Source organism: Flavobacterium aureirubrum, from assembly GCF_038739835.1.
In the GTDB taxonomy this organism is placed as follows: Bacteria; Bacteroidota; Bacteroidia; order Flavobacteriales; family Flavobacteriaceae; genus Flavobacterium; species Flavobacterium aureirubrum.
Genome location: NZ_JBCGDO010000002.1, coordinates 123,052 through 144,455, shown reverse-complemented (window position 1 = coordinate 144,455; position 21,404 = coordinate 123,052). Strand labels below are relative to the sequence as shown.

Genomic DNA, 21,404 nt, shown 5'->3' with positions numbered 1-21,404 from the left:
ATGCCTTCTGTTATTTTATAAAAGAATTTACTTTTACTTTTTAAATTCTAGTTAAACATGAAGACAACGTTGAAATTTTTACTTTTTTTATTGCCATTATTGGGTTTTGGCCAAGAAACCCAAACACGCTTTACAAAAAAATCACCGCTTACAGAACAAGAACTAAAACGCTGGAGTCATCTAGATTTAGAAAAAGACACTATTCCGGGAATGAGCGTTGATAAAGCGTATGAAGAACTTTTAAAAAATAAAAAAGGAAATAAAATTATTGTTGCGGTAATCGACTCGGGAGTTGATATTGATCATCCTGATTTAAAAGGTGCTATTTGGACCAATCCAAAAGAAATTCCGAATAATAAAAAAGACGATGATAAAAACGGTTATGTAGATGACGTTCATGGTTGGAATTTTCTAGGTGACTCCTATAACGAAACACTAGAAATGACCCGAATTTTGAAAAAAGGCGATGACGGTTCGGAAGTGTACAAAAAAGCATTGGCAGAACACACAAAAGAATACAACAAAATGATGAGTTATAAAGAATCTATCGATTTTTTATACAATGCAGATAAAACTATTAGAGAACATTTAAAAAAAGACGATTATACTATTGAGGAATTAAAAGAAGTTGCTTCTGTCAAATATGCACTTTATCAAAGTAAAACTGTGATGCTAGCTTTTGCTGCCGATGCAGGAAAAAATTTTAGAGAAGAATTAATTTCGTCTAAAAACCAAGTGTATGATAAACTTAATTACAACCTTAACAAAGATTTTGACGGAAGAAAAATAGTAGGCGATAATCCAGACGTTTTAGACAATAAAAAATATGGAAACAACAAAGTTTACGGATTAAACAAAGCCGAAACAGAACACGGAACGCATGTTGCAGGAATTATTGCTCAAAAAAGAAACAATGGTATTGGCGGCGATGGCGTTACAGAAAACGTTCAAATTATGGCAATTCGTGCTGTGCCCAATGGTGATGAATATGACAAAGACATTTCGCTAGCCATTAGATATGCTGTGGATAACGGTGCCAAAATAATAAACGGAAGTTTTGGGAAAGACTTTTCACCTCACGCTGAATGGGTTTGGGATGCAATAAAGTATGCCGAAAGTAAAGACGTTTTATTTGTTCATGCTGCAGGAAATGATGGAAAAGACATTGATTTAGAAGAAAATTTTCCATCAGACACTAAAGATAAAAACACGGAAATCGTTACTAACTTTTTACAAATAGGTGCGTTGAACTATTCGTATGGCGAAAAAATAATTGCTGATTTCTCTAATTATGGTTCAAAAAACGTAGACATTTATGCTCCTGGTGTAAAAATTTATGCTACACTTCCAAACAACAAATTCAAACATCTTGACGGAACATCGATGGCATCACCAAATGCCGCTGGAGTTGCCGCATTAATTCGTTCGTATTATCCCAACTTAAAAGCTTCACAAGTAAAAGAAATCATCATGCAATCAGGAACACCAATAGATATGATAGTGAAAGTTGGAGAAAATGGTGAAAGCCGAAAATTTTCGCAAGCATCCGTTTCTGGAAAAATTGTCAATGCATATAATGCGCTAAAAATGGCAGAACAAATTTCAAGTCAATCAACTATCAAACCTAAAATCAAATCCTAGTTATTGTAATGAAAAACAAAGTAACTTTAACTTTTCTTTTTGGAACTATACTTTGTTTTAGTCAATCAAAAAGTTATTGGCAACAAAAAGTGGATTATAAAATGGAGGTTTAAAAACAAATAAAAAACTATTAAATATAAAAATGGAACAAAAATTATGAAGTTTTAAAATTTAACTAATTGATTTTTTTAAATATACCATTACTATAGCTATAACTTACTAATGTTGGAAATTCTTCCGTAAATCCTAAACCAAAATCTCTATAGAATGTGTTATTAAAATCTATTAAAAAGCTAACATTGTACATGGATAAGTTTTTATTGTAAAATTTTTTAAAATCAAAATTTTTTAATCCAACGGATATAATTATAAACTGATAATTTGAATATTTCTTATCCCTGATTATACTTTGAAACTTAACAGTACAACTTTCACAATCTGGTATAATATATAAAATTAGTTTATTATTTTTACTGTCAAACACTTCTTGCAGTTTGAGCTCAGTATGATTTAAATCATAAAATTTAAATTCATTAATGTCTCTTCCATTATAATTAAACCTGAATGTTTGTACAATTATAAAAGAAATGATAACTATTACAATTCCTATTATATATTTTTTCATTATTTAAATTTTTTATTTATCCAATCGTATTTTTTAAAAGTTAAGCCATTTTGATTAATAGTTTGCTCATTGTAGAGTGAACATTCTAGTTTTGCGCCAATATGATTTCCTTTTGTTTGTATCCCATTTAAAACTCTACTAGAACTCTCCAGAAAATAACTATTATCTATCTTTTTAAATTTGAATTTAAAAGTATCATCCTTAATTTTATATTCGTATTTTTCTTTCTTATCAAATGAATTAGTCCACCACGTGTTATTTTGACTTTTTGCAAGAGACATATTTAACTCAATTATCCCAAAATCATTTTTATCTATAATAAAATAACCATTATAAAGTAGCTTTGAATTCCTTTTTTTGGGGAAAAAATTCAATACAAAAAAGTCTTCTGATTCTTGTAGTTCGTAGTTATATAATTTAATATCAAATATTGGTGTTATTTCTTGACTCCCCAAACTACAGTATACACCAGCGAAAATTGGTATTTCAAAATTATTGCTTTTTAACTCAAAGCCTTCTTGGAAATTATCATTTATTGTTTTTATAAATCCTTTATAAATCACTTTATTTTCATCATTAATCTCCAATCCTTCATTTAGAAAAATGATATTATTAAACAAAAAAATAGTTGTTGAGTCGAATTTAAAACTTATGTTTGATTGATAGTAATTTAAATGCTTAGGGTTTTGTTTTAATCTTGATGATTTTATTTTATTTAAAATTGAAGAAACGGATTCTCGTGAAGCTTTTATGATTACATCATCTAAAATAATATATGTGATTGGTTTTAATTTTATTAACCATTTCATATTTTCCAATTCATTCAAATTTAATTCTATATCATCATAATTTTCTTTTACAATTTTTAATGTTTTGAAATTTTTGTTAATTTCAATTTGTCCAACATCATTTGTCGAACCAATAAAATCATTCTCACTATAAACTAGTGCATTAATAATTTTAGAACTATCTTGATTTGAAACTATAGTCAACATTTTGGATTGTGAGAAAACAAAAGTTGAAATAAATAAAAAAATATATTTACACATAATTGATAAAAAAAGGGGTTGAATAGTCAACCCCATTAAAATAATAATCTACCAAGCCCAATCCCAATTTCCGTCAGAAGTACAATCTGTTTTATAAAAATTTCCAGTTGCATTTCCAAACGGATCATACTCAAAGTGAGTGATTGAACCAGACCAAACCTCAACTAAACCAAAAAAATTAAGACGTTTTTGACATGTACTCACCGTCCTCCATGAATTGGCAAATGTAGGTGAAATCGTTAACAAAGTTAAAGCAGCAATCATAATTGATTTTTTCATAATTTTATATTTAAAGATTAATTTTATCAAAGATATTTAATTTCGAGACTATCAATAATTCATTTTATAAGTAACTTTATTTATATTTGTATTAAAATATTTAAAAAATGAATAAAATAGGTGATAAAATTAGAAGACTAAGAGACCAAAAGGGTTTCTCTCAAGAAAGTTTAGCTTTTGAACTTGGTTTAACTCAACCAAGTTACGCAAGATTAGAAAAACATGATGAACGTATTAGTATTATTCGATTAATTCAAATTGCAAAGATATTAAATACAACTGTTTCGGAATTAATTGATGAAAAGACTCAAAAAATTAGCAATCAAAATAATAATGAAATTGCAAATTCATATAATGTTGATACAATAAATACTATTATTAATGCAGATAAAGACCATATTTCTACATTGAAAGAAGAAATACAATTTTTAAAAAATTTATTAGAAAAAAAATAATAAAATGAGATTTTACTTTACCCTTTGTTTAGTTATAGCAACTCTTATTTGTAACGCACAATCAAAAAACTATTGGCAGCAAAAAGCCGATTACAAAATGGAAGTTATTGTTGATGCAAACAAGTATCAGTATAAAGGAAAGCAAACTTTGAGGTATAGTAATAATTCCAACGATACTTTAACCAAAGTGTTTTTTCATTTATTTAACAACGCTTTTCAACCAGGAAGTGAAATGGATATTAGGTTGCAAAACGTGGTTGATCCCGATGGAAGAATGGTTACTAAAAGTAAAACCGCTGACGGAAAAGAAATTAAAGAAAGTAGAATTGCCAGGTTAAAACCCGATGAAATTGGTTTTTTAAAAGTGAATAATTTTAAACAAGACGGAAAAATCGCCGCTACAAAAGAGCTCGGAACAATTCTTGAAGTAACGCTTGCAAAACCCATTTTACCAGGTAAAAAGACAACTTTTACTCTCGATTTTGAAGGTCAAGTTCCGGTTCAAATTCGTCGCTCAGGAAGAAATAATAAAGAAGGTGTTGAATTTTCGATGACTCAGTGGTATCCAAAAATTTGTGAATTTGATTTTGAGGGTTGGAACACTTCGCCTTACTTGGCAAGAGAATTTCACGGCGTTTGGGGAAATTATGATGTAAAAATAACAATTGACAAAAACTATATTCTAGGTGGAACAGGCTATTTAAAAAACAATAATGAAATTGGTTTTGGTTATGAAGATGAAGGTAAAAAAGTGAAAAAACAGTCTGGTACCTCAACTTTAACCTGGCATTTTGTGGCGCCAAATGTGCACGATTTTGCGTGGGCTGCCGATAAAGAATATATTCATGATAAATTGGTTCGTCCAGATGGTGTTACCTTGCATTTTTTATACAAGAACAATCCGAAAATTTTTGATGTTTGGAAACAAGCACAACCTTTAACCTCAAAAATAATGGATTACTATAATGCCAATATTGGTTCATATCCTTACAAACAATATTCTGTTATTCAAGGTGGCGATGGCGGAATGGAATATGCCATGTGTACACTAGTATTAGGCGAAGGAAAATTAGACGGTTTTGTGGGATTGATTGCCCATGAACTGGGTCATTCTTGGTTTCAACACGTTCTAGCAACTAATGAAAGTAAACACGGATGGATGGATGAAGGGTTTACTTCGTTTATTGAAGATTTAGTGATGAATGAATTGTCAGCGAGTAAACTTGAAAATCCATTTACAGGTTCTTATAAAGGCTACATAAATTTAGTAAATTCAGGAAAAGAATTACCTCTATCGACACATGCTGATCGTTTTGACGAAAACAGAAGTTATAGCATTTCTTCCTACAGCAAAGGCGAATTATTTCTTACCCAATTAATTTATTTGATTGGTAAAGAAAATACAATGAAAACGCTTAAGCGTTTTTATACTGAATTTAAATTCAAACACCCTACACCAAACGATATCAAACGAACAGCCGAACGGGTTTCTGGCGCACAATTAGATTGGTATTTAACCGATTGGACACAAACCACAAATACTATTGATTATGGCATAAAATCATTTGAAAACAACAAAATAACATTAGAAAGAATAGGTCGAATGCCTATGCCAATGGATATTTTAGTAGAATATACTGACGGTTCTAAAGCCAGTTTTTATATCCCGTTAAAAATGATGCATTTCCAAAAAGAAAACCAAAATCCAGCTGTAAAAAGAACTGTTTTAAAAGAATGGTCTTGGGCTGAACCCAGCTATACTTTTGAAATTCCAAATCAGTTAGCAGTTAAAAAAATCACCATCGACCCAAGTGGCTTACTGGCTGATGTGAAACCCGAGAATAATGTGTTTACCACCAGCAAGTAAAAGTGCCAAGTTTTTTTCAGCTTATTTTTGGAATAGAATTTGTAGTTTTACAACAATAATTTTCTTGTTATGAGCTATATTAAAATACTAGTATTTCTATTTGTTGTTAGTTTAAGTGCTTCAAAAAGTTATGCGCAACCTATTCGTTTTCAAGCAAGCAGTGTAAGTTTTACCGACAAAAAAGAAAACGGCAAGTGGAATGAATGGTCTGATTTTGTTGATGCTAACGTGTTGATTACGCTCGATGCCAAAAAAGATTTAATTACTATCAATTCCTCCGAAATCCAATCTTTTAAAATAAAAGCCTATGGCGAAATCGAAGACACAGAAGAGTTAAACATTGTTCCGTTCGAATGTATAGACAACAAATTCTCAAAGTGTAAGATTTTGATTATTACCAAGAAAAAAGAAAATAATAGAGTGCAATTATATGTTACTTACAACGAAGTAAAATTTGTATACAACATATACGCAAAATAGCAATGGATTTCACCTATCCAAAATCGGAGAAATTAAAAAGCAAAAAAATCATTGATTTATTGTTTTCAGAAGGCAAATCAGTGGGAAAATATCCCTTGCGATTGGTGTATGTACAACACGATTTCGAAGAAAATGTTCCAGTAAAAATGGGTGTTTCGGTCTCCAAAAAATATTTTAAAAAAGCCGTTGACCGCAATTATTTAAAACGTGTTTTAAGAGAATGTTACAGATTGAATAAGTCATTGTTGACAGAACATTTGGAAAAAAAATATTGTGTTATGTTTTTCTATCAAACGAACGAAAAACTATCCTATCAGGAAATTGAAGAAAAAACAAAATTGCTTTTCGAAAAATTTATAAAAACAATCCACCAAGAAAACAATTCAAACCTAGAGTAATTCAATACATTGTTGCGTAAAAGTTACTAAATTCGTTATCTTGATTAAATAATAAATTATGTTGTCAAAAATTAAAAAAAGATATTTAATTCCTGCTATTCTAAGTGTATTTTTATTTGTGGGCGTTAGTTTTAAAGATGATTTCTTTGAGATTTCTAAACAAATAGAAATCTTCACCACGTTATTTAAAACCATCAATCAAAACTATGTTGATGAAACCAATCCGGCAGAATTGATGGATAAAGCCATAAAAAGCATGCTGGCCGATTTAGATCCGTATACCAATTATTTCAACGAACAAGATGTTATCAAATTCAAAATCAACAACACTGGTGAATATACTGGAATTGGTGCTGTCATCACGCGAAAAGAAGACAAACTCATTATCAAAGAACCTTATAAAGGATTTCCTGCTGACAAAGCCGGACTAAAAGCGGGTGACGAAATCACACAAATTGGTGATGTTTTGCTAGCTGATTTTAAAGATGATGCATCGCAATTATTAAAAGGTGCAAAAAATACCAAAATCGAATTAAAATATTTGCGTCAAGGTAAACCCATGTCAACCCAATTAATTCTAGATGAAGTAGAAGTAAAAGCGGTTCCTTTTTTTGGAAAAATTGATGATAAAACGGGTTATATTGTCTTATCTCAATTCACTCAAAAAGCCTCTTCACAAACCAAAGAAGCTCTTGAAAAACTAAAAGCAGATGGTGCTACACAAATCGTTTTAGACTTGCGCGGCAATCCTGGTGGATTATTGAATGAGGCAGTAAATATTTGCAATTTTTTTGTGCCAAAAGGGGAAATTATTGTTACTACAAAATCTAAAAACGACAAGTACAACAATATCTATAAAACTACTCGTGAACCCATTGATACCGAAATTCCGTTAGTCATTATCGTTGACGGAAAAAGTGCTTCTGCTTCTGAAATTGTTTCTGGAGCATTGCAAGATTTAGATCGTGCGGTGATTTTAGGCAGCAGAAGTTTTGGAAAAGGATTAGTGCAACGACCGATAGACATGACCTATGGAACGCAAGTAAAAGTAACAATTTCTAGATATTACACACCTTCAGGAAGATGTATCCAAGCCTTGAATTACAACAAAAAAGACAAAAACGGAAAAGCAACAAAAACCGAAGAAAAAAATTATAATTCGTTTAAAACCAGAAAAGGAAGACCGGTTTATGATGGTGGTGGCGTGTTGCCCGACATTGAAATGGAAGAAACCAAACTCAGCTTGATAGCGGAAGCGCTGCAAAAAAATGACGGTATTTTTAATTATGTAACCTATTATTATTACAAAAACCCTACGCTTGGCGATAAAATTCCAACTATAACCGATGCAGATTTTGCTGATTTCAAAGCATTCTTAAAACGCGAAAAGACCGATATTAATACAGAAACAGAAGTGGCGCTGAAAAACCTTTTAGAAAAAGCAAAAAAAGAAAATGTTGATTCCACAATAAAAACAGAATACGAACAACTTTTAATAGCAATTCAACGAAGCGAGTCGACAATGATGGATAAAAATCAAAAGGAAATCAAGAATTTGCTTTTGGACGAAATCATCAAACGTTACCAATATAAAGAAGGATTATATCAATATTACGTAAAAAATAATTTGGAAATCAAAAAAGCAATAGGAGTTTTAAACAACGCAGCCGAATACAATAAGATTTTAAAACGTTAAAATGAAACTACTCAAATATTTGCCGCTACTTTTTATTGGGTTTTTACAAGCACAAGAAGAAGTCGTGCATTCGGTTTACTTTGAATTTGATAAATATTCTTTGAACGAAAAACAAGGCAACGAAGTCGTTGATTTTATCAAAAAAACCGACTCCACAAGGATAGAGTCCATTCAAATTTTTGGCTATACAGATGATGTGGGAAAAGAGGCCTACAACTTCAAACTTTCTACCAATAGAGCCACAACCATTCAAAACAAAATTATGGCCAGCGGAATAAAAAGTAAAATCATTGTAACTATAGAAGGAAAAGGTAGAATTCTGATAGACGATGATATTGTAGAAAACCTTCCCGAAAAACGTTCAAAAAATAGACGTGTTGATGTGGTAATCAACTTAAGACCATTGCCCAAAATTATAATTCCTGGCTTTTACAACACCATTCAAAAAAATCATATTGTAGGCGATCACATTTATCTCGATAATGTTTTATTTGAAAGAGGAAGTAGTAAGTTGACTTTTAAATCCAAAACTGAGTTGGATAAAATTGCCAAACTCTTGATGAAATACAAAAATTATACTTTTGAAATTCAAGGACATGTTTGTTGCACGCCACCATACCAGAAAGAAGCAATTGACAAAGAGACCAAAAAAAGACAACTCTCCACCAACAGAGCAGAGTCGGTTTACAAATATTTGTTGTTTAAAAAAATACCCAAAACCCGCATGACTTTTAAAGGTTATGGCAACACGGTTCCGCTAGGAAAAGGCGCAGAATATGACCGAAGAGTGGAAATTGTAATTTCAAAGGTGTAGTTTTCTATTTAGATAATTTTTATTTTGATATTAACCAATCGTAAAACATTGGTGGCAGAATAGATTTGCTGCATTTTTATAATGTAAAACACTTAACAAAATTGTAAAAGACAACACAAAATGACAAAAACAATTTTACTAATCTTATTATTGACGGTGCTATTTTCTTGTTCAAAAGTAAAAACATCAGACAAAGCTTCAGAAAAAATGCAGGAGTTTGTAATTAATATTTCTCAATATGCCAAAGAATATGACTCTGATTTTATAATTATTCCCCAAAATGGTTTTGAACTGGCTTTTAACAATACCAACCCAGATGAAGGTCTAAATACTTCATACATGAGCGCAATAGACGGAATTGGTGGTGAAGAGCTTTTTTATAATGGTACATACTCTTTAGACAATTATAGACTCGCAATGCTTCAAAAACTGAAAGCAACAGAAAAGATAATGATTTCTGAATTTGTTTCGGATAACAGTAAGATAAGTGATGCATTCTCAAAAAATTATAAAGAAGGTTTTATTTCATTTGTTAGGAAAAGTGATAATTATCATTACAAACAAATTCCTGACAGTATTCCAAAAGAAAACACTTCAAATATTACCAATCTTTCCTTGGCCCAAAATTATTTGTACTTAATAAACAGCGATAATTTCTCTTCAAAACAAGAAATAATTAATGCAATTGCAGCCACAAATTTTGATGTAATATTCATTGACCTTTTTTTTAACGAAACAGCATTCACAACGCCTGAAATCAATCAATTAAAAACAAAATCAAATGGAGGAAAACGACTAGTTATATCTTACATGAATATTGGTTCAGCTGAAAATTTTCGATATTACTGGAAAAAAAACTGGAGACTTAATTATCCATTATGGTTAAAGAAAAAATATGACGGATATGATGATGAATACTGGGTTAAATATTGGAAAAAAGACTGGCAAGATATCATTTATGGTAATGACAACTCTTATATGAAAAAAATCATAAACGCAGGCTTTGACGGAGTGTATTTGGACAATGTAGAAGCATACTACTTTTTATATCATAAATAATAAAAGCATTTGCTTGAAAAAGTTTAAAATCGTGTGGCAAAAAATATTGATTTAATTTGATAACTTCAAACTAACCGTAACAAATTAACTATGTTCTTTGTAGTAAAAGTCAAATTTTAATTCTTATTCTTTTTTCATCTCAATATGAGGAATATCATCTTCAAGGTACATTTCGCTAGTTTGCACAAATCCATGACTTTCATAAAATTTTTTTAAATACAATTGTGCCGAAATGGTAATTTTTTCTGCATCAAAATGAGTTCGTAATCCCGCAATTGCTTCTCTCATCAACACATGTCCGAGCTTTTTATCTCTATAACTTTCTTTTACAATAACTCTACCGATGGAAGCTTGCTGAAAATAATCATTGGTCTTAAAAAGTCTCGCATAGGCAACTGTAATTCCGTTTTCAACTCCTAGTAAGTGTAATGCCTTGCTGTCCTTACCGTCAATATCTTGATAAACGCAGTTTTGCTCCACCACAAAGACTTCGCTTCGCAATTGCAGCAAATCATAAAGCTCTTGTAAAGAAAGTGCCTCAAATCGCCTAATTTTCCATTCTATATTCATAGCACTTATCCTTTATTAAATTGAATTGATTTGATGATCGACTCCAATTCAAACATTAAATCTCTTTTTTCTATAGATGGAGCATAACAAAAACCTTCGAGAACCAAAATTCTATTATTTTCTTTATCAAAAATAGCATAGTTAACAAATGGTCCCGACATGAAATCGTTTTTCATTTGCCAAGTGCCTTTTGTTTCAAATGCTTTTTTCCCAGCGAGAGTTGTTTCAAAAAAATAGGGCGAATACGCTTCTTCCGTCACCATTTGTGTTCCTCTATCCGAACCATGGATATAACGTTTTCCTATCGAATCTCTTGTTGCTAAAATATCATTCACTTCGTTGTTCTTGCGAATACTCTTCCATGGAATTTGATAAATAATCAAACTTGTGTTTCCACTGGTAATTTCACTTTTTAGCCAAATGAAATTTCGTCTGCGCATGACATATTCATATTTAGACGGAATTAAAATACTAATATTGAATTTTTTTTGAATTTTTTTGGTATCCAATAGTGAGTCGTTGAACACTTTTTGGTTTTGAACTATTTCTGAAGCTCGCATTTTTTGGACAATACTGGCGCTGTTTTTTTCTAAAACTTGTAAAATTTCTACTGTTGTTCTCCCCGAAATCAAAAAGACATTTTGCGGTGTTGAGAATTCGTTGATCTTTATTTCAAATTTATTTTCATTACTTTTTTTAACTACAATGATGTTTCTAATATCAGTAGAAAATCCTTCAAAAAGCTTTACCGGATATTGATTAATAGTAAACAATGGTTCTTCTTGTGGCAGTCCTAAAACAGGTGAAGCAAACTTATTTCTAATGCTATCACCCACTTCTCCTTTCCACAGTTGATCATCAATAATCACTGCAATGGTATTGATAGCTGCGTTTGAAGCTTCGGGTAACTTGCCTTTTTTTGAGGTACAAGAACTCAGTAAACTGATAGCAAAAAAGCACAAAAAAAGGGTTTTATTCATAGCAGCAATAAAACCCAAATTTATAGAAGATTTTCGGATTAACCGCTAATTTTTAATTTCATTCCCGGTTTTAAACTTTCGTTTTTAATGCCATTCCATTTCTTAATATCTGAAATAGTTACACCAGGATATTTTTTTGAAATACTATACAAAGAGTCGCCTTTTTTAACATAATATAATTTTACTTCGTCTCTTTGGTTAGACGCTAAATTTTCTTTCTTGCCCGATTTAATTTCGTTTGCAGCAACTTCTGATTTAGAAACAATTATCGTTGTTCCAAGTTTTACATTATTATCTTCTAATGCATTCCACTCTTTAAGCTCGGCAACAGAAACATTGTGTTTTTTTGCAATACTACCAAGATAATCTCCTTTTTTAACTTTATATTCAACTATTTTGGTTTCTGTTGGCTCTTCTTTGTTTTCGTTTTCAGTGTTGTTAGCCAAAGTCAATTTTGAACCTTGTTGCACATTAAAGTCATTTAGATTATTCCATTTTTTAAGGTCTTCTAAACTAACATTGAATTTTTTAGCAATAGTAAAAAGATTATCACCTTTTTGAACTTCATAAAAATCAGTAGAATTTTGATTTTCTTCGGCATTCGTATCATTGGAAGCTACTGCAGTTTGAATTTTTGCATCGTTATTTATTTTATCTGCTTTTACTTCTTTTCTAACCGTTGTAACAACTCTTTCGTTTTTAACGATTTTCAATTTTGCGCCAAGTGCAATATTGCTTCCCTTTAATTTGTTCCATTTTTTAAGTTCCGCAACACTAACATCGTATTTGCTAGCTACTTCGCCAAGATTGTCGCCACTTTTCACTTTGTGATATTTTACCACATCTTTATAAGTAACAACTTTTTCCTCTTTATAAATTTTTTGTGTATTGGCTAAAGCTGTTGTTGTTTCTTTAACGGCAGTTGTATCAACTTTAGTTCGGATTTTATCATTTGAAGCAATTGACTCTTCTGAAGTGTAAATTTTTAAATTCCGTCCTAATGGCGCTTTGTTACTTCGCAAATGGTTCCATTTTTTTAAATCATACATCGATATGCCATATCGACTAGATATTTTACTCAAACTTTCGCCTCGTCGCACTTTGTGATATTTAACGCTTGATGAATCGTTAGAAACTAGCGCGGTTTTTGAAGAATAAGTACTAGAATATGGTTTCTCTCTCAAACTGTCCTCATAATTGGCGTAGGCATAAATTTTTTCTTCGTTAGAAGTGAACAAAGCAATTTTATTCAATGGCAATTTCAGAAAATAATTATTCCCTGTAATTTGTGGAATAACTTCTCTTTTGTACGAAGGATTTAAAAACTGTAGTTCCGCGACAGAAATGTCTAATAAATCAGAAATTTGTTTAAATGTCAAAGCTCTTTTTACTAAAACAGTATCGGTTGCAAAATGGTTGGCAACAGCTTTATTAGGGACAATTCCGTGCTCTTTGTGGTATTCAAAAATATACATTGTGGCCAAAAAAGCAGGAAGATATCCTTGGGTTTCTTTGTGCAAATAAGGTCTGATATTCCAGTAGTTTTGTTTTCCTCCTGATCGACGAATGGCTTTGGCTACATTTCCTGGACCAGTATTGTAAGATGCTAATACCAAATCCCAATCACCAAAAATACTATACATGTTTTTCATGTATTGTGTGGCCGCTTTACTAGCTTTTAGAGGATCACTTCTTTCGTCAACATATGTATCAACTTTTAAATCATATTGTTTTCCTGTTTGATACATAAATTGCCACAAACCTGTTGCGCCAACTCTAGAAACAGCTCTAGGATTTAATGCTGACTCTACAACGGCTAAATATTTTATTTCTAACGGAATGTTTTGTGCTGCTAGGGCTTCTTCAAAAATAGGAAAGTAAAACTGTGAAATTCCCATCAATCGTTCAAAACCTTTTTTTCTATTTTTTAAAAATGATTTAATCACATTTTCTAACCCAACATTATATTCAATATTAAAAGGAGACTTCTCGTCTAATCTTTTTAATCTTTCCTTTAAAAGTTCAGTTGGTAATTCGTAATCTACTTTTTCATTAACATTGATATTCTTTATGTCAAGAGTAAGTTCGTTGAATAAATCTAAACTTGCTAATTCTTTCATCCACATGCTGTCGATGCAAGTAGCAATATTATCATGAACAAAAGTTCCTTTGATAGAGTCAAGAACTTCTTTTTTAGTTTGCGGTTTTTTAAACGGTGTAATACTTAGGTCATCCTGAGCAAATAGTGCTGTTGATGCAATAAGTAATGCTAGCATTGTTACTTTTTTTATTATCATAACTTTATTTTGTAAAGTATTTTATTTTCAAATTTTAATGTTTTACTACTGAATTAGTAGTAACGTAAATAATGGTATTTTATTACATTGCAGTCTTTAATCCAAAATTGCTGCGATTCCTGGCAATACTCTTCCTTCAAGCATTTCTAACATTGCGCCACCACCAGTGGAAACATAACTCATCTTTTCTTCTAGCCCAAATTGTTTTACTGCTGCTACGGAATCGCCACCACCAACGAGAGAAAACGCTCCGTTTGCTGTAGATTCTGCGATATAATTTCCTAATTCTATTGTTCCGTTTGCAAACGACTCCATTTCAAAAACACCCAATGGACCATTCCACAAGATTGTTTTTGATTTCATGATTACCTCTTTAAAATTAGCTAACGATTTTGGACCGGCGTCTAAACCTTGCCATCCATCAGGAATTTCTCGAACATCTACAATTTGAGTTTCGGCATCGTTTGAAAAAGCATTTGCCGCTACTACATCAACTGGAATATGAATATGTACGTTTTTTTCTTTGGCAAAATGCAAAATTTGCAAAGCCAATTCTTGTTTATCGTCTTCACAAATTGAGTCTCCAATTTTTCCACCCAATGCTTTTACAAATGTAAACGTCATTCCTCCACCAATAATCATGTGGTCCACTTTGTCCAAAATATTTTCGATAACCGTAATTTTAGAAGATACTTTTGAACCACCAAGAACCGCAGTTACAGGTTTCACTGAATTTTTTAAAACTCTATTTAAACTTTCAATTTCTTTAGCCAAAAGCAATCCAAAACATTTATGATTTGGGAAAAATTTCGCAATAATTGTTGTAGAGGCATGCGCTCTATGCGCTGTTCCAAAAGCGTCGTTTACATAAATATCGCCAAGTGATGCTAGTTCTTTTGCAAAAGTATCGTCACCCGCTTCTTCTTCGGCATAAAAACGAAGATTTTCTAATAATAAAACTTCGCCTGATTTTAAATTATTAGCTGCGTTTGTGGCAATTTCTCCTCTACAATCTGAGGCAAATTGAACAGTTGTTCCTAAAACTTCGGAAACGGTTTTCAGAATATGTTTTAAAGAATATTTATCTTCTTTTCCTTTTGGTCTTCCTAGGTGTGACATCAAGATTACACTTCCGCCATCAGCAAGAATTTTATCAATTGTTGGCTTTGCCGCTTCAATTCGGTTGGCATCAGTAACGTTGAAGTCTTCGTCTAAAGGAACGTTAAAATCAACTCGAATAATGGCTTTTTTAGCTTTAAAATTAAAATCTTGAATGGTTTTCATGTGTGGCAAAAAATTTTCGAAATATTGCAAATATAGTAATTTTTAATTTTATCGGTCTTTTTTGTGCTTTTGTCGATGTTTTTTAAGAAAAATTTATGATGTAATACTTTTGAAATCAATTCATTGCTTTTTTGAGTTTGTATTTAAACTGTTGCTGTACATTAACCAAAATTGATTTTTTAATTTAAAAACTGGATTTTAACTTATATTTGCTTTATGCAGTTTTCAGACATACTTGGCCAAGAATATATTAAAAATCACCTGATAAAAAATGTGTCATCAGGAAGAATTCCACATGCGCAATTGTTTATTGGTCCAGAAGGAAGTGGCACACTGCCGATGGCTATTGCCTATGCACAATTTGTGCTGTGCAAAAATCAAGATTCAGAAAATAGTAGCGGCAATGAAAGTTGTAATTTAAAATTTAAGTCGTTGATACATCCTGATTTGCATTTTGTGTACCCCAATGTGACGAATGATGACATAAAGACCAAACCAAAAAGTGCTGATTTTATAGTAGATTGGCGTGAGTTTGTTTTGAAAAATCCCTACGGAAGCTTGTTTGATTGGCACAAACACCTTGGAGTTCAAAACAAACAGGGCATGATACGAGTTGACGACGCTGATGATATTTTAAAAACGCTGTCGCTAAAATCATATGAAGGTGGTTATAAAATTATGATTATTTGGATGGTTGATAAAATGAATATTGATGCCTCTAACAAATTACTAAAACTTTTAGAAGAACCACCAGAGAAAACCTTATTTATCTTAATTTCTGAAGACGAAGAAGACATTATTCAAACCATTCGTTCTCGTTGTCAGGTATTGCATTTTAGTGCGTTACCCGAAGCTGTAATTGCAAAAAATTTAAAGGAAAAATACTTTTTAGACTCTGCTTCGGCATCAAAAGTAGCACATCAAGCACAAGGAAATTATAATAAAGCGCTTCAAATTTTAAACAACGATAACGAAGATTTTCCGTTTGAAAATTGGTTTGTAGATTGGGTTCGCACTGCTTTTAGAGCGAAAGGAAATGCATCGGCTATTCAGGATTTAATCTCTTGGAGTGAAGAAATTGCAGCTTTGGGTCGCGAAGGTCAAAAACAATTTTTGCAGTATTGTATTGTGATGTTCCGACAAGCGTTAATGCATAGTTATGAAACTAAAAATTTGGTGTATATGGAACCAAAAGTTCCAGGATTTACTTTTGATAAATTTGCGCCCTTTGTTACCGGAAATAACATCCACGATATTTTCCGTGAACTTTCTGATGCTATTTATCATATTGAACGCAACGGAAATGCCAAAATTATTTTAACCGATTTATCTATAAAACTAACCCGTTTAATCCATAAAAATTAATAGTATGACTAATGCAACTTCCATTCTTGTTTTACTTTTTTTAGCAGTGACCTTCATTCAATCTGCCTATGATAAAATTTTTGGCTGGCAAGGCAATATTGACTGGCTTAAAGGTCATTTTGCTAATACTTCATTATTAAAGAATAACGTTCCTCTTGCTTTGGGAATTATTTTAATATTGGAATTAATCACAGGTGTTTTAACGCTTGTGGGTTGTGTTGAGTTGTTTATAAACGGTGGCAAAACGTTTGGTTTTTATGGTGCCGTTTTTTCGAGCATTACGCTAATTTTTTTGTTGCTGGGACAACGCTTAGCCAAAGATTATGATGGCGCACGAACGATTGCTATTTATTTTGTGCCTTCGATTTTGGCAGTTTGGTGGTTGAGTTAATTATAAACTTGCTTTAAACATTCGTAGTTCGTCATACGAAAATTGGTCGCCCACTTTTTCTTTTAAAAGATTTAAAGAGTCTTCCTTATAATTTTTGAAAAGTTCTGAAAGTTCTTCGATTTTATCTTGAGGTAAAACATCGTTTATGGCAACGGCTTTATCCTGAATAAGTTTGGTAAAATGTCCCATAATTGTTCCCACAGTAAGTTTTCTTATCAATGCAATTTCTTCGATTGAATTTTTATCAATCCACAGTTCATAAGTGATTTGTGTAGTTGGTTTTTTAGTTTCTTTCTCGGTTTTCTTTTTCTTGGGTTTATAATAAATTAAACTCTCCTTTTCTTCGATTAAACTAAGGTTATTGTTTTTAAAATCTTCATGAATTCTACTCGTGAGTTGGCGTTTATAATTTTTAATTTCGGGTGAATTGATAGTTTCTTTGTTAATTTTTTTTGCTTCAACAATCGTTTCAATTAACTTTTTGGCTTTCATTAATCGCAAAACAGCATTCGTTTGGACTTCTTCTAAAACTTGCAATTCTTCGTAAAATTGTTTCACTTGCTTAATGCGTTGTACTTCTTCAATTTTATACAAGATTTGGTAAACCAAAGCATCTAATTTTTCGAAAAAATAACCGTATGCAGCTTGAATTCTTTCGTTGATAAACTTAAAATCAACATTTTCTTCTCGGAACAATTTGTCTAATTGTAACATGAATTTTGCCGAAGGATCGAGCAAGGCTTCACACAATTCAAACTGCTGTGTCGCCCAATCGCTATGTTTTGATTTAGCCGAAATATCACTATCTAAATAACTGTATTTATGGTTTCGCCATTCTTGTGCCAAAGCAATCCAATTAAAGGTTTCTTTAAAATAGTTATGAAGGAAATTCTTGGTTTCGGTTTGTAGTGCTTTTTGTAACACTTCAGTCGATGCTTTATTGGTTGCATAATCCATCACTTCGTCATCATTTGAAATGCCATTCAGTTGCAATGGTGACAGTAAAATCAATCCATCTAACGATCGCAATCGCGAAAGCGCCACATAGGCTTGTCCTGGAACAAAAACCTGCGATACATCTAGTGCCGCTTTATCAAAAGTTAATCCCTGACTTTTATGAACCGTTATTGCCCACGCCAATTTTATAGGATAATGTACAAAAGTTCCTAGAACTTCTTCTTCAATCTCTTTGGTCATTCCGTTTACCGAATACCGAATGTTTTGCCATTCATAGCGCTCAACTTCAATAGTTTTATTTTCTTCGGGAAAATGAACCAAAATTTCTTCGCTTGTAAGCGATTTGATAAAACCCATTTTGCCATTGAAATAGTTTTTTTCAAAAGACAAATCGTTTTTAATAAACATGATTTGTGCGCCTACTTTGAGCTCTAAAACTTCTTCCAACGGAAAAATTTTATCTGGAAAATCACCAATGATTTGGGCCTTGTAAGTGGTTACATTTCCTTCTAAATCTTTCAAAGACTGTGTGTTAATAACGTCTGCTTTGTTGTTGTGTGTGGTTAACGTGATATATCCTTTATTGGCTTTTAAATCAAAATTAGGTTGAACATATTGGTTTAAAAAAGAAATATTATCAGTTGTTATTTTGTTGTTTCTAAGGTTATTAAGCAAATCAATAAAAGTTTCGTCTGATTGTCTGAATATTTTAGATAATTCAATATATAACGGTGGATTTTGTTGTATTACGTGCGAATGGAAAAAGAATTTTCCTCTGTAATATTTCCGCAAAGTTTGCCATTCATCATCGCGAATAACGGGCGGTAATTGCAATAAATCTCCAATAAATAGCACTTGTACGCCACCAAAAGGATTTCTTTTTTTGCGAACACTTTGAAGCATAAAATCAATGGCATCCATCAAATCAGCGCGCAGCATACTCACTTCGTCTATTATGAGTAATTCCATGTTTTGAATCACTGCTTTTTTAACACCACTCATTCGAAAATGGCGACGCAAAGTGTCTTTAGAATCAAACTTTACAGTTTCCGAAAAATGGGTATCTACATTACTGTCGGGAATAAATCCGCCAAAAGGCAACTGAAACATGGAATGAATGGTAACACCGCCAGCATTTAATGCCGCGATTCCTGTTGGTGCCACCACAACTGTGTTCTTGTGTGTAGATTTTATTATCTCTTTTAGAAGAGTTGTTTTTCCAGTTCCTGCTTTTCCTGTTAGGAAAATAGAACGATTGGTTTGGTTAATGAATTGTAAAACGTAATTAGCTTGGGCTGATAAATTTTCCATGGCGTATATATTTGAAACACAAATATAAAAGATTGTTAATCAATCTCGAAATTTTAAAGTATAAAAAAACGCTATCAAATTTGATAGCGTTATAGTGACAATATTTTACTGGAAATTATTTTTTCTTTTCTTCTTTTTTGGTTTCCGTGTTTTCTTCTTTTTTACCTGCTGCTTTGTATTTATCGTTAATAATTTTCAAAACATCTTTTGTTAAATCATAACTGTCTTTGGCATACAAAACAGATTGTGCATCACCTGTACCATAAATGTAATCATAGCCCTTTTCTTTGCCATAATCTTTAATAATTTTCTTGTAGGATTTCACTAAAGAGTCCATTTCAACGCCACTTTCTTCTTGTAGCTGTCTTAACATTCCCTGTTGCGCATAATTTAATTGTTGTTCTCTTTGCTGCAACTCTGCACCTTTTTGTTGTGCCCAAGCTTGTCCAAATTTCATCGCATTATCTTTAAAACTAGCCGCTTCTGCTTTAAAACGCGCTACCTCAACTTCTAACTGATTTCCCATCACTTTAGATTTGTCTTTGTATTTGGCTTCAATATCTTTAGCTTCGGTAGATTCCTCCATTAATTTTGAAGTGTCGATATAAGCTGTTTTAAATTCTTTGGCTTCTGTAGCTTTGTTACATGAAATAACTGAAATTGCCAAGGCAAAAAGGAAAACTGATTTTTTGATCATGATGTAGTAAATTTAATTTCGGGTTCAAAAGTATTAAAATAAAATCCAATTCGCTAAAAGTTGGATTTTAATGTTTTTTAAAATTATAATTTATTCTTATTGTTTAAGGATTGTTAATATTTTTTAACTATTGTTTTTGGCTTTAAATAAAGCGTTTATGTAGCGTTTCTTTCTTTAAGCAAGCAAACATTTGTGTCTGCTTCGTTCCTTTTGTATAATCGCTTTAAAATGATTTTTAGTCGTTTTTTATAATGTAAATGTGCGAAGAATATTCTTTTGATTGTTTTCCATTGATATTTGATTGCAAGCCAACAAAAAAAGCTTTCAAATAATTCATACTTCCTGTTTTGTATTTTTCTGATAACAGACTTACATAAAAACTATCAAATTTCATTGGCAACACTTCTACCAATCTCATGTCTTTTTCTGCAAATAGCTTTTCGATTGTTGTTTTAGAAAAATGCCAAATGTGTCTCGGCACATCATAAGCTGCCCAAAATTTACCGTAATATTTTGCGTCAAAGGATTTAAAGTTTGGCACCGCAATAATTATTGTTCCTGATGGTTTTATTAATCTTTTTAACTCATTAATATACTCGTCTAAATTTGGAACATGTTCTAAAACATGCCACATGGTGATTACATCAATAGAATTGTTTTCTAACGCTGCCAAATCATCGATAAAGGAAACACCTTTATTAATGGCGATTTGCTTTGCTTTTACACTAGGTTCGATTCCTATTGTTTCCCAACCATCATTTTTTGCCGACACTAAAAAGTCTCCTGTTCCTGCACCAATGTCTAAAATTCTCCCTTTTTGCGAGTGTGCGTTAACAAGTTTTACTTTGTTTTTGAGAGCAATGCCTTTAATAAAATGATATGCTTTTTCAAACAACGAACGTTTTCCATCGGTGTGCGAAATGTAATCGTCGCTTTCATAATAGCTAGGTAATTTATCCACACTTGGTTTTGGAAATGTGATTAAAACATCATATTCAGGATTGTGATGCAATTCGAAAATTTCCTTCGAAACGGAATAATCTCTAACCTTCTGAAAAAAAATATTATTTTGAAAACTCATAAAACTCTTTGTTTATAATGCTTAACAAGGTTGGTTTCACGTGGAACAGTAAAAGTAGCCAGTCGTCAGTAAACGGTGGTCAGCTGGGAACTGTTAACTATAACATGA

General features: G+C 31.8%; 20 protein-coding genes. 10 read left to right on the top strand and 10 right to left on the bottom strand.

Annotation, left to right across the window (positions count from 1 at the left end):
• The first annotated feature begins 57 nt into the window (after positions 1-57).
• Positions 58-1,641 (top strand): S8 family peptidase, encoded by a 1,584-nt coding sequence (locus WFZ85_RS02860; protein ID WP_342694775.1) that lies wholly within the window; start codon positions 58-60, stop codon positions 1,639-1,641.
• A 175-nt stretch (positions 1,642-1,816) separates the two neighbouring features.
• Here WFZ85_RS02860 and WFZ85_RS02855 read toward each other — a convergent pair whose 3' ends face one another.
• The 3 genes from WFZ85_RS02855 to WFZ85_RS02845 all read right to left on the bottom strand — a co-directional run bounded on the left by WFZ85_RS02855 (position 1,817) and on the right by WFZ85_RS02845 (position 3,594).
• On the bottom strand, positions 1,817-2,266 hold the full coding sequence (locus WFZ85_RS02855; protein ID WP_187656045.1) for a hypothetical protein: 450 nt from the start codon (positions 2,264-2,266) through the stop codon (positions 1,817-1,819).
• Entirely contained in the window at positions 2,266-3,261 is a 996-nt protein-coding gene (locus WFZ85_RS02850) for a hypothetical protein (RefSeq protein WP_342694774.1), read from the bottom strand. Before WFZ85_RS02850 ends, WFZ85_RS02855 begins: the two co-directional genes overlap by 1 nt.
• A gap of 102 nt (positions 3,262-3,363) precedes the next feature.
• The gene (locus tag WFZ85_RS02845; RefSeq protein ID WP_342694773.1) at positions 3,364-3,594 is read right to left on the bottom strand and encodes a hypothetical protein; all 231 of its coding nucleotides are present in this window, start codon (positions 3,592-3,594) and stop codon (positions 3,364-3,366) included.
• 107 nt (positions 3,595-3,701) lie between these two features.
• Here WFZ85_RS02845 and WFZ85_RS02840 point away from each other — a divergent pair, with 107 nt between their 5' ends.
• The 7 genes from WFZ85_RS02840 (at position 3,702) to WFZ85_RS02810 (ending at position 10,363) form a co-directional block, all read left to right on the top strand.
• Complete coding sequence (locus tag WFZ85_RS02840; protein WP_342694772.1) at positions 3,702-4,049, top strand: helix-turn-helix domain-containing protein; 348 nt, start codon at positions 3,702-3,704, stop codon at positions 4,047-4,049.
• Between the two features lie 4 nt (positions 4,050-4,053).
• Complete coding sequence (locus WFZ85_RS02835) at positions 4,054-5,916, top strand: M1 family metallopeptidase (RefSeq protein WP_342694771.1); 1,863 nt, start codon at positions 4,054-4,056, stop codon at positions 5,914-5,916.
• A 69-nt stretch (positions 5,917-5,985) separates the two neighbouring features.
• On the top strand, positions 5,986-6,396 hold the full coding sequence (locus tag WFZ85_RS02830; protein ID WP_342694770.1) for a hypothetical protein: 411 nt from the start codon (positions 5,986-5,988) through the stop codon (positions 6,394-6,396).
• A gap of 2 nt (positions 6,397-6,398) precedes the next feature.
• Positions 6,399-6,794 (top strand): ribonuclease P protein component, encoded by a 396-nt coding sequence (gene rnpA / locus WFZ85_RS02825; RefSeq protein WP_342694769.1) that lies wholly within the window; start codon positions 6,399-6,401, stop codon positions 6,792-6,794.
• 58 nt (positions 6,795-6,852) lie between these two features.
• Entirely contained in the window at positions 6,853-8,490 is a 1,638-nt protein-coding gene (locus tag WFZ85_RS02820) for a S41 family peptidase (protein WP_342694768.1), read from the top strand.
• A gap of 1 nt (position 8,491) precedes the next feature.
• The gene (locus tag WFZ85_RS02815) at positions 8,492-9,304 is read left to right on the top strand and encodes an OmpA family protein (RefSeq protein ID WP_342694767.1); all 813 of its coding nucleotides are present in this window, start codon (positions 8,492-8,494) and stop codon (positions 9,302-9,304) included.
• Between the two features lie 120 nt (positions 9,305-9,424).
• Positions 9,425-10,363, top strand: a complete 939-nt coding sequence (locus WFZ85_RS02810; protein ID WP_342694766.1) for an endo alpha-1,4 polygalactosaminidase — start codon at positions 9,425-9,427, stop codon at positions 10,361-10,363.
• 123 nt (positions 10,364-10,486) lie between these two features.
• On the opposite strand, the gene WFZ85_RS02805 is transcribed toward WFZ85_RS02810, so the two are convergent.
• The 4 genes from WFZ85_RS02805 to WFZ85_RS02790 all read right to left on the bottom strand — a co-directional run bounded on the left by WFZ85_RS02805 (position 10,487) and on the right by WFZ85_RS02790 (position 15,494).
• Positions 10,487-10,933 carry a GNAT family N-acetyltransferase gene (locus WFZ85_RS02805; protein ID WP_342694765.1) on the bottom strand — a complete coding sequence of 149 codons (447 nt, stop codon included), beginning with the start codon at positions 10,931-10,933 and terminating at the stop codon, positions 10,487-10,489.
• Positions 10,934-10,938: 5 nt separating this feature from the next.
• On the bottom strand, positions 10,939-11,913 hold the full coding sequence (locus WFZ85_RS02800) for a DUF4837 family protein (RefSeq protein ID WP_342694764.1): 975 nt from the start codon (positions 11,911-11,913) through the stop codon (positions 10,939-10,941).
• A 38-nt stretch (positions 11,914-11,951) separates the two neighbouring features.
• Positions 11,952-14,189 carry a LysM peptidoglycan-binding domain-containing protein gene (locus tag WFZ85_RS02795; protein ID WP_342694763.1) on the bottom strand — a complete coding sequence of 746 codons (2,238 nt, stop codon included), beginning with the start codon at positions 14,187-14,189 and terminating at the stop codon, positions 11,952-11,954.
• Between the two features lie 117 nt (positions 14,190-14,306).
• The gene (locus tag WFZ85_RS02790; protein WP_342694762.1) at positions 14,307-15,494 is read right to left on the bottom strand and encodes a phosphoglycerate kinase; all 1,188 of its coding nucleotides are present in this window, start codon (positions 15,492-15,494) and stop codon (positions 14,307-14,309) included.
• 216 nt (positions 15,495-15,710) lie between these two features.
• Between WFZ85_RS02790 and WFZ85_RS02785 the strand changes: the two genes are divergently transcribed.
• Positions 15,711-16,859, top strand: a complete 1,149-nt coding sequence (locus WFZ85_RS02785) for a DNA polymerase III subunit (RefSeq protein ID WP_342694761.1) — start codon at positions 15,711-15,713, stop codon at positions 16,857-16,859.
• Positions 16,860-16,863: 4 nt separating this feature from the next.
• On the top strand, positions 16,864-17,250 hold the full coding sequence (locus tag WFZ85_RS02780; protein ID WP_342694760.1) for a DoxX family protein: 387 nt from the start codon (positions 16,864-16,866) through the stop codon (positions 17,248-17,250).
• Here the strand turns inward: WFZ85_RS02780 and WFZ85_RS02775 are convergent, their stop codons facing one another.
• From WFZ85_RS02775 to WFZ85_RS02765, 3 genes are all read right to left on the bottom strand, one after another.
• Complete coding sequence (locus WFZ85_RS02775) at positions 17,251-19,518, bottom strand: helix-turn-helix domain-containing protein (RefSeq protein WP_342694759.1); 2,268 nt, start codon at positions 19,516-19,518, stop codon at positions 17,251-17,253.
• Positions 19,519-19,633: 115 nt separating this feature from the next.
• Positions 19,634-20,212 (bottom strand): OmpH/Skp family outer membrane protein, encoded by a 579-nt coding sequence (locus WFZ85_RS02770; RefSeq protein ID WP_342694875.1) that lies wholly within the window; start codon positions 20,210-20,212, stop codon positions 19,634-19,636.
• A 238-nt stretch (positions 20,213-20,450) separates the two neighbouring features.
• Positions 20,451-21,296: a class I SAM-dependent methyltransferase gene (locus tag WFZ85_RS02765; RefSeq protein ID WP_342694758.1), complete on the bottom strand. Its 846-nt coding sequence runs from the start codon at positions 21,294-21,296 to the stop codon at positions 20,451-20,453.
• Positions 21,297-21,404 lie beyond the last annotated feature (108 nt).

Coding starts and splice junctions, on each gene's coding strand:
- WFZ85_RS02860 (WP_342694775.1), top strand. CDS start 58: ATGAAGACAACGTTGAAATTTTTACTTTTTTTATTGCCATTATTGGGT.
- WFZ85_RS02855 (WP_187656045.1), bottom strand. CDS start 2,266: ATGAAAAAATATATAATAGGAATTGTAATAGTTATCATTTCTTTTATA.
- WFZ85_RS02850 (WP_342694774.1), bottom strand. CDS start 3,261: ATGTTGACTATAGTTTCAAATCAAGATAGTTCTAAAATTATTAATGCA.
- WFZ85_RS02845 (WP_342694773.1), bottom strand. CDS start 3,594: ATGAAAAAATCAATTATGATTGCTGCTTTAACTTTGTTAACGATTTCA.
- WFZ85_RS02840 (WP_342694772.1), top strand. CDS start 3,702: ATGAATAAAATAGGTGATAAAATTAGAAGACTAAGAGACCAAAAGGGT.
- WFZ85_RS02835 (WP_342694771.1), top strand. CDS start 4,054: ATGAGATTTTACTTTACCCTTTGTTTAGTTATAGCAACTCTTATTTGT.
- WFZ85_RS02830 (WP_342694770.1), top strand. CDS start 5,986: ATGAGCTATATTAAAATACTAGTATTTCTATTTGTTGTTAGTTTAAGT.
- rnpA (WP_342694769.1), top strand. CDS start 6,399: ATGGATTTCACCTATCCAAAATCGGAGAAATTAAAAAGCAAAAAAATC.
- WFZ85_RS02820 (WP_342694768.1), top strand. CDS start 6,853: ATGTTGTCAAAAATTAAAAAAAGATATTTAATTCCTGCTATTCTAAGT.
- WFZ85_RS02815 (WP_342694767.1), top strand. CDS start 8,492: ATGAAACTACTCAAATATTTGCCGCTACTTTTTATTGGGTTTTTACAA.
- WFZ85_RS02810 (WP_342694766.1), top strand. CDS start 9,425: ATGACAAAAACAATTTTACTAATCTTATTATTGACGGTGCTATTTTCT.
- WFZ85_RS02805 (WP_342694765.1), bottom strand. CDS start 10,933: ATGAATATAGAATGGAAAATTAGGCGATTTGAGGCACTTTCTTTACAA.
- WFZ85_RS02800 (WP_342694764.1), bottom strand. CDS start 11,913: ATGAATAAAACCCTTTTTTTGTGCTTTTTTGCTATCAGTTTACTGAGT.
- WFZ85_RS02795 (WP_342694763.1), bottom strand. CDS start 14,189: ATGCTAGCATTACTTATTGCATCAACAGCACTATTTGCTCAGGATGAC.
- WFZ85_RS02790 (WP_342694762.1), bottom strand. CDS start 15,494: ATGAAAACCATTCAAGATTTTAATTTTAAAGCTAAAAAAGCCATTATT.
- WFZ85_RS02785 (WP_342694761.1), top strand. CDS start 15,711: ATGCAGTTTTCAGACATACTTGGCCAAGAATATATTAAAAATCACCTG.
- WFZ85_RS02780 (WP_342694760.1), top strand. CDS start 16,864: ATGACTAATGCAACTTCCATTCTTGTTTTACTTTTTTTAGCAGTGACC.
- WFZ85_RS02775 (WP_342694759.1), bottom strand. CDS start 19,518: ATGGAAAATTTATCAGCCCAAGCTAATTACGTTTTACAATTCATTAAC.
- WFZ85_RS02765 (WP_342694758.1), bottom strand. CDS start 21,296: ATGAGTTTTCAAAATAATATTTTTTTTCAGAAGGTTAGAGATTATTCC.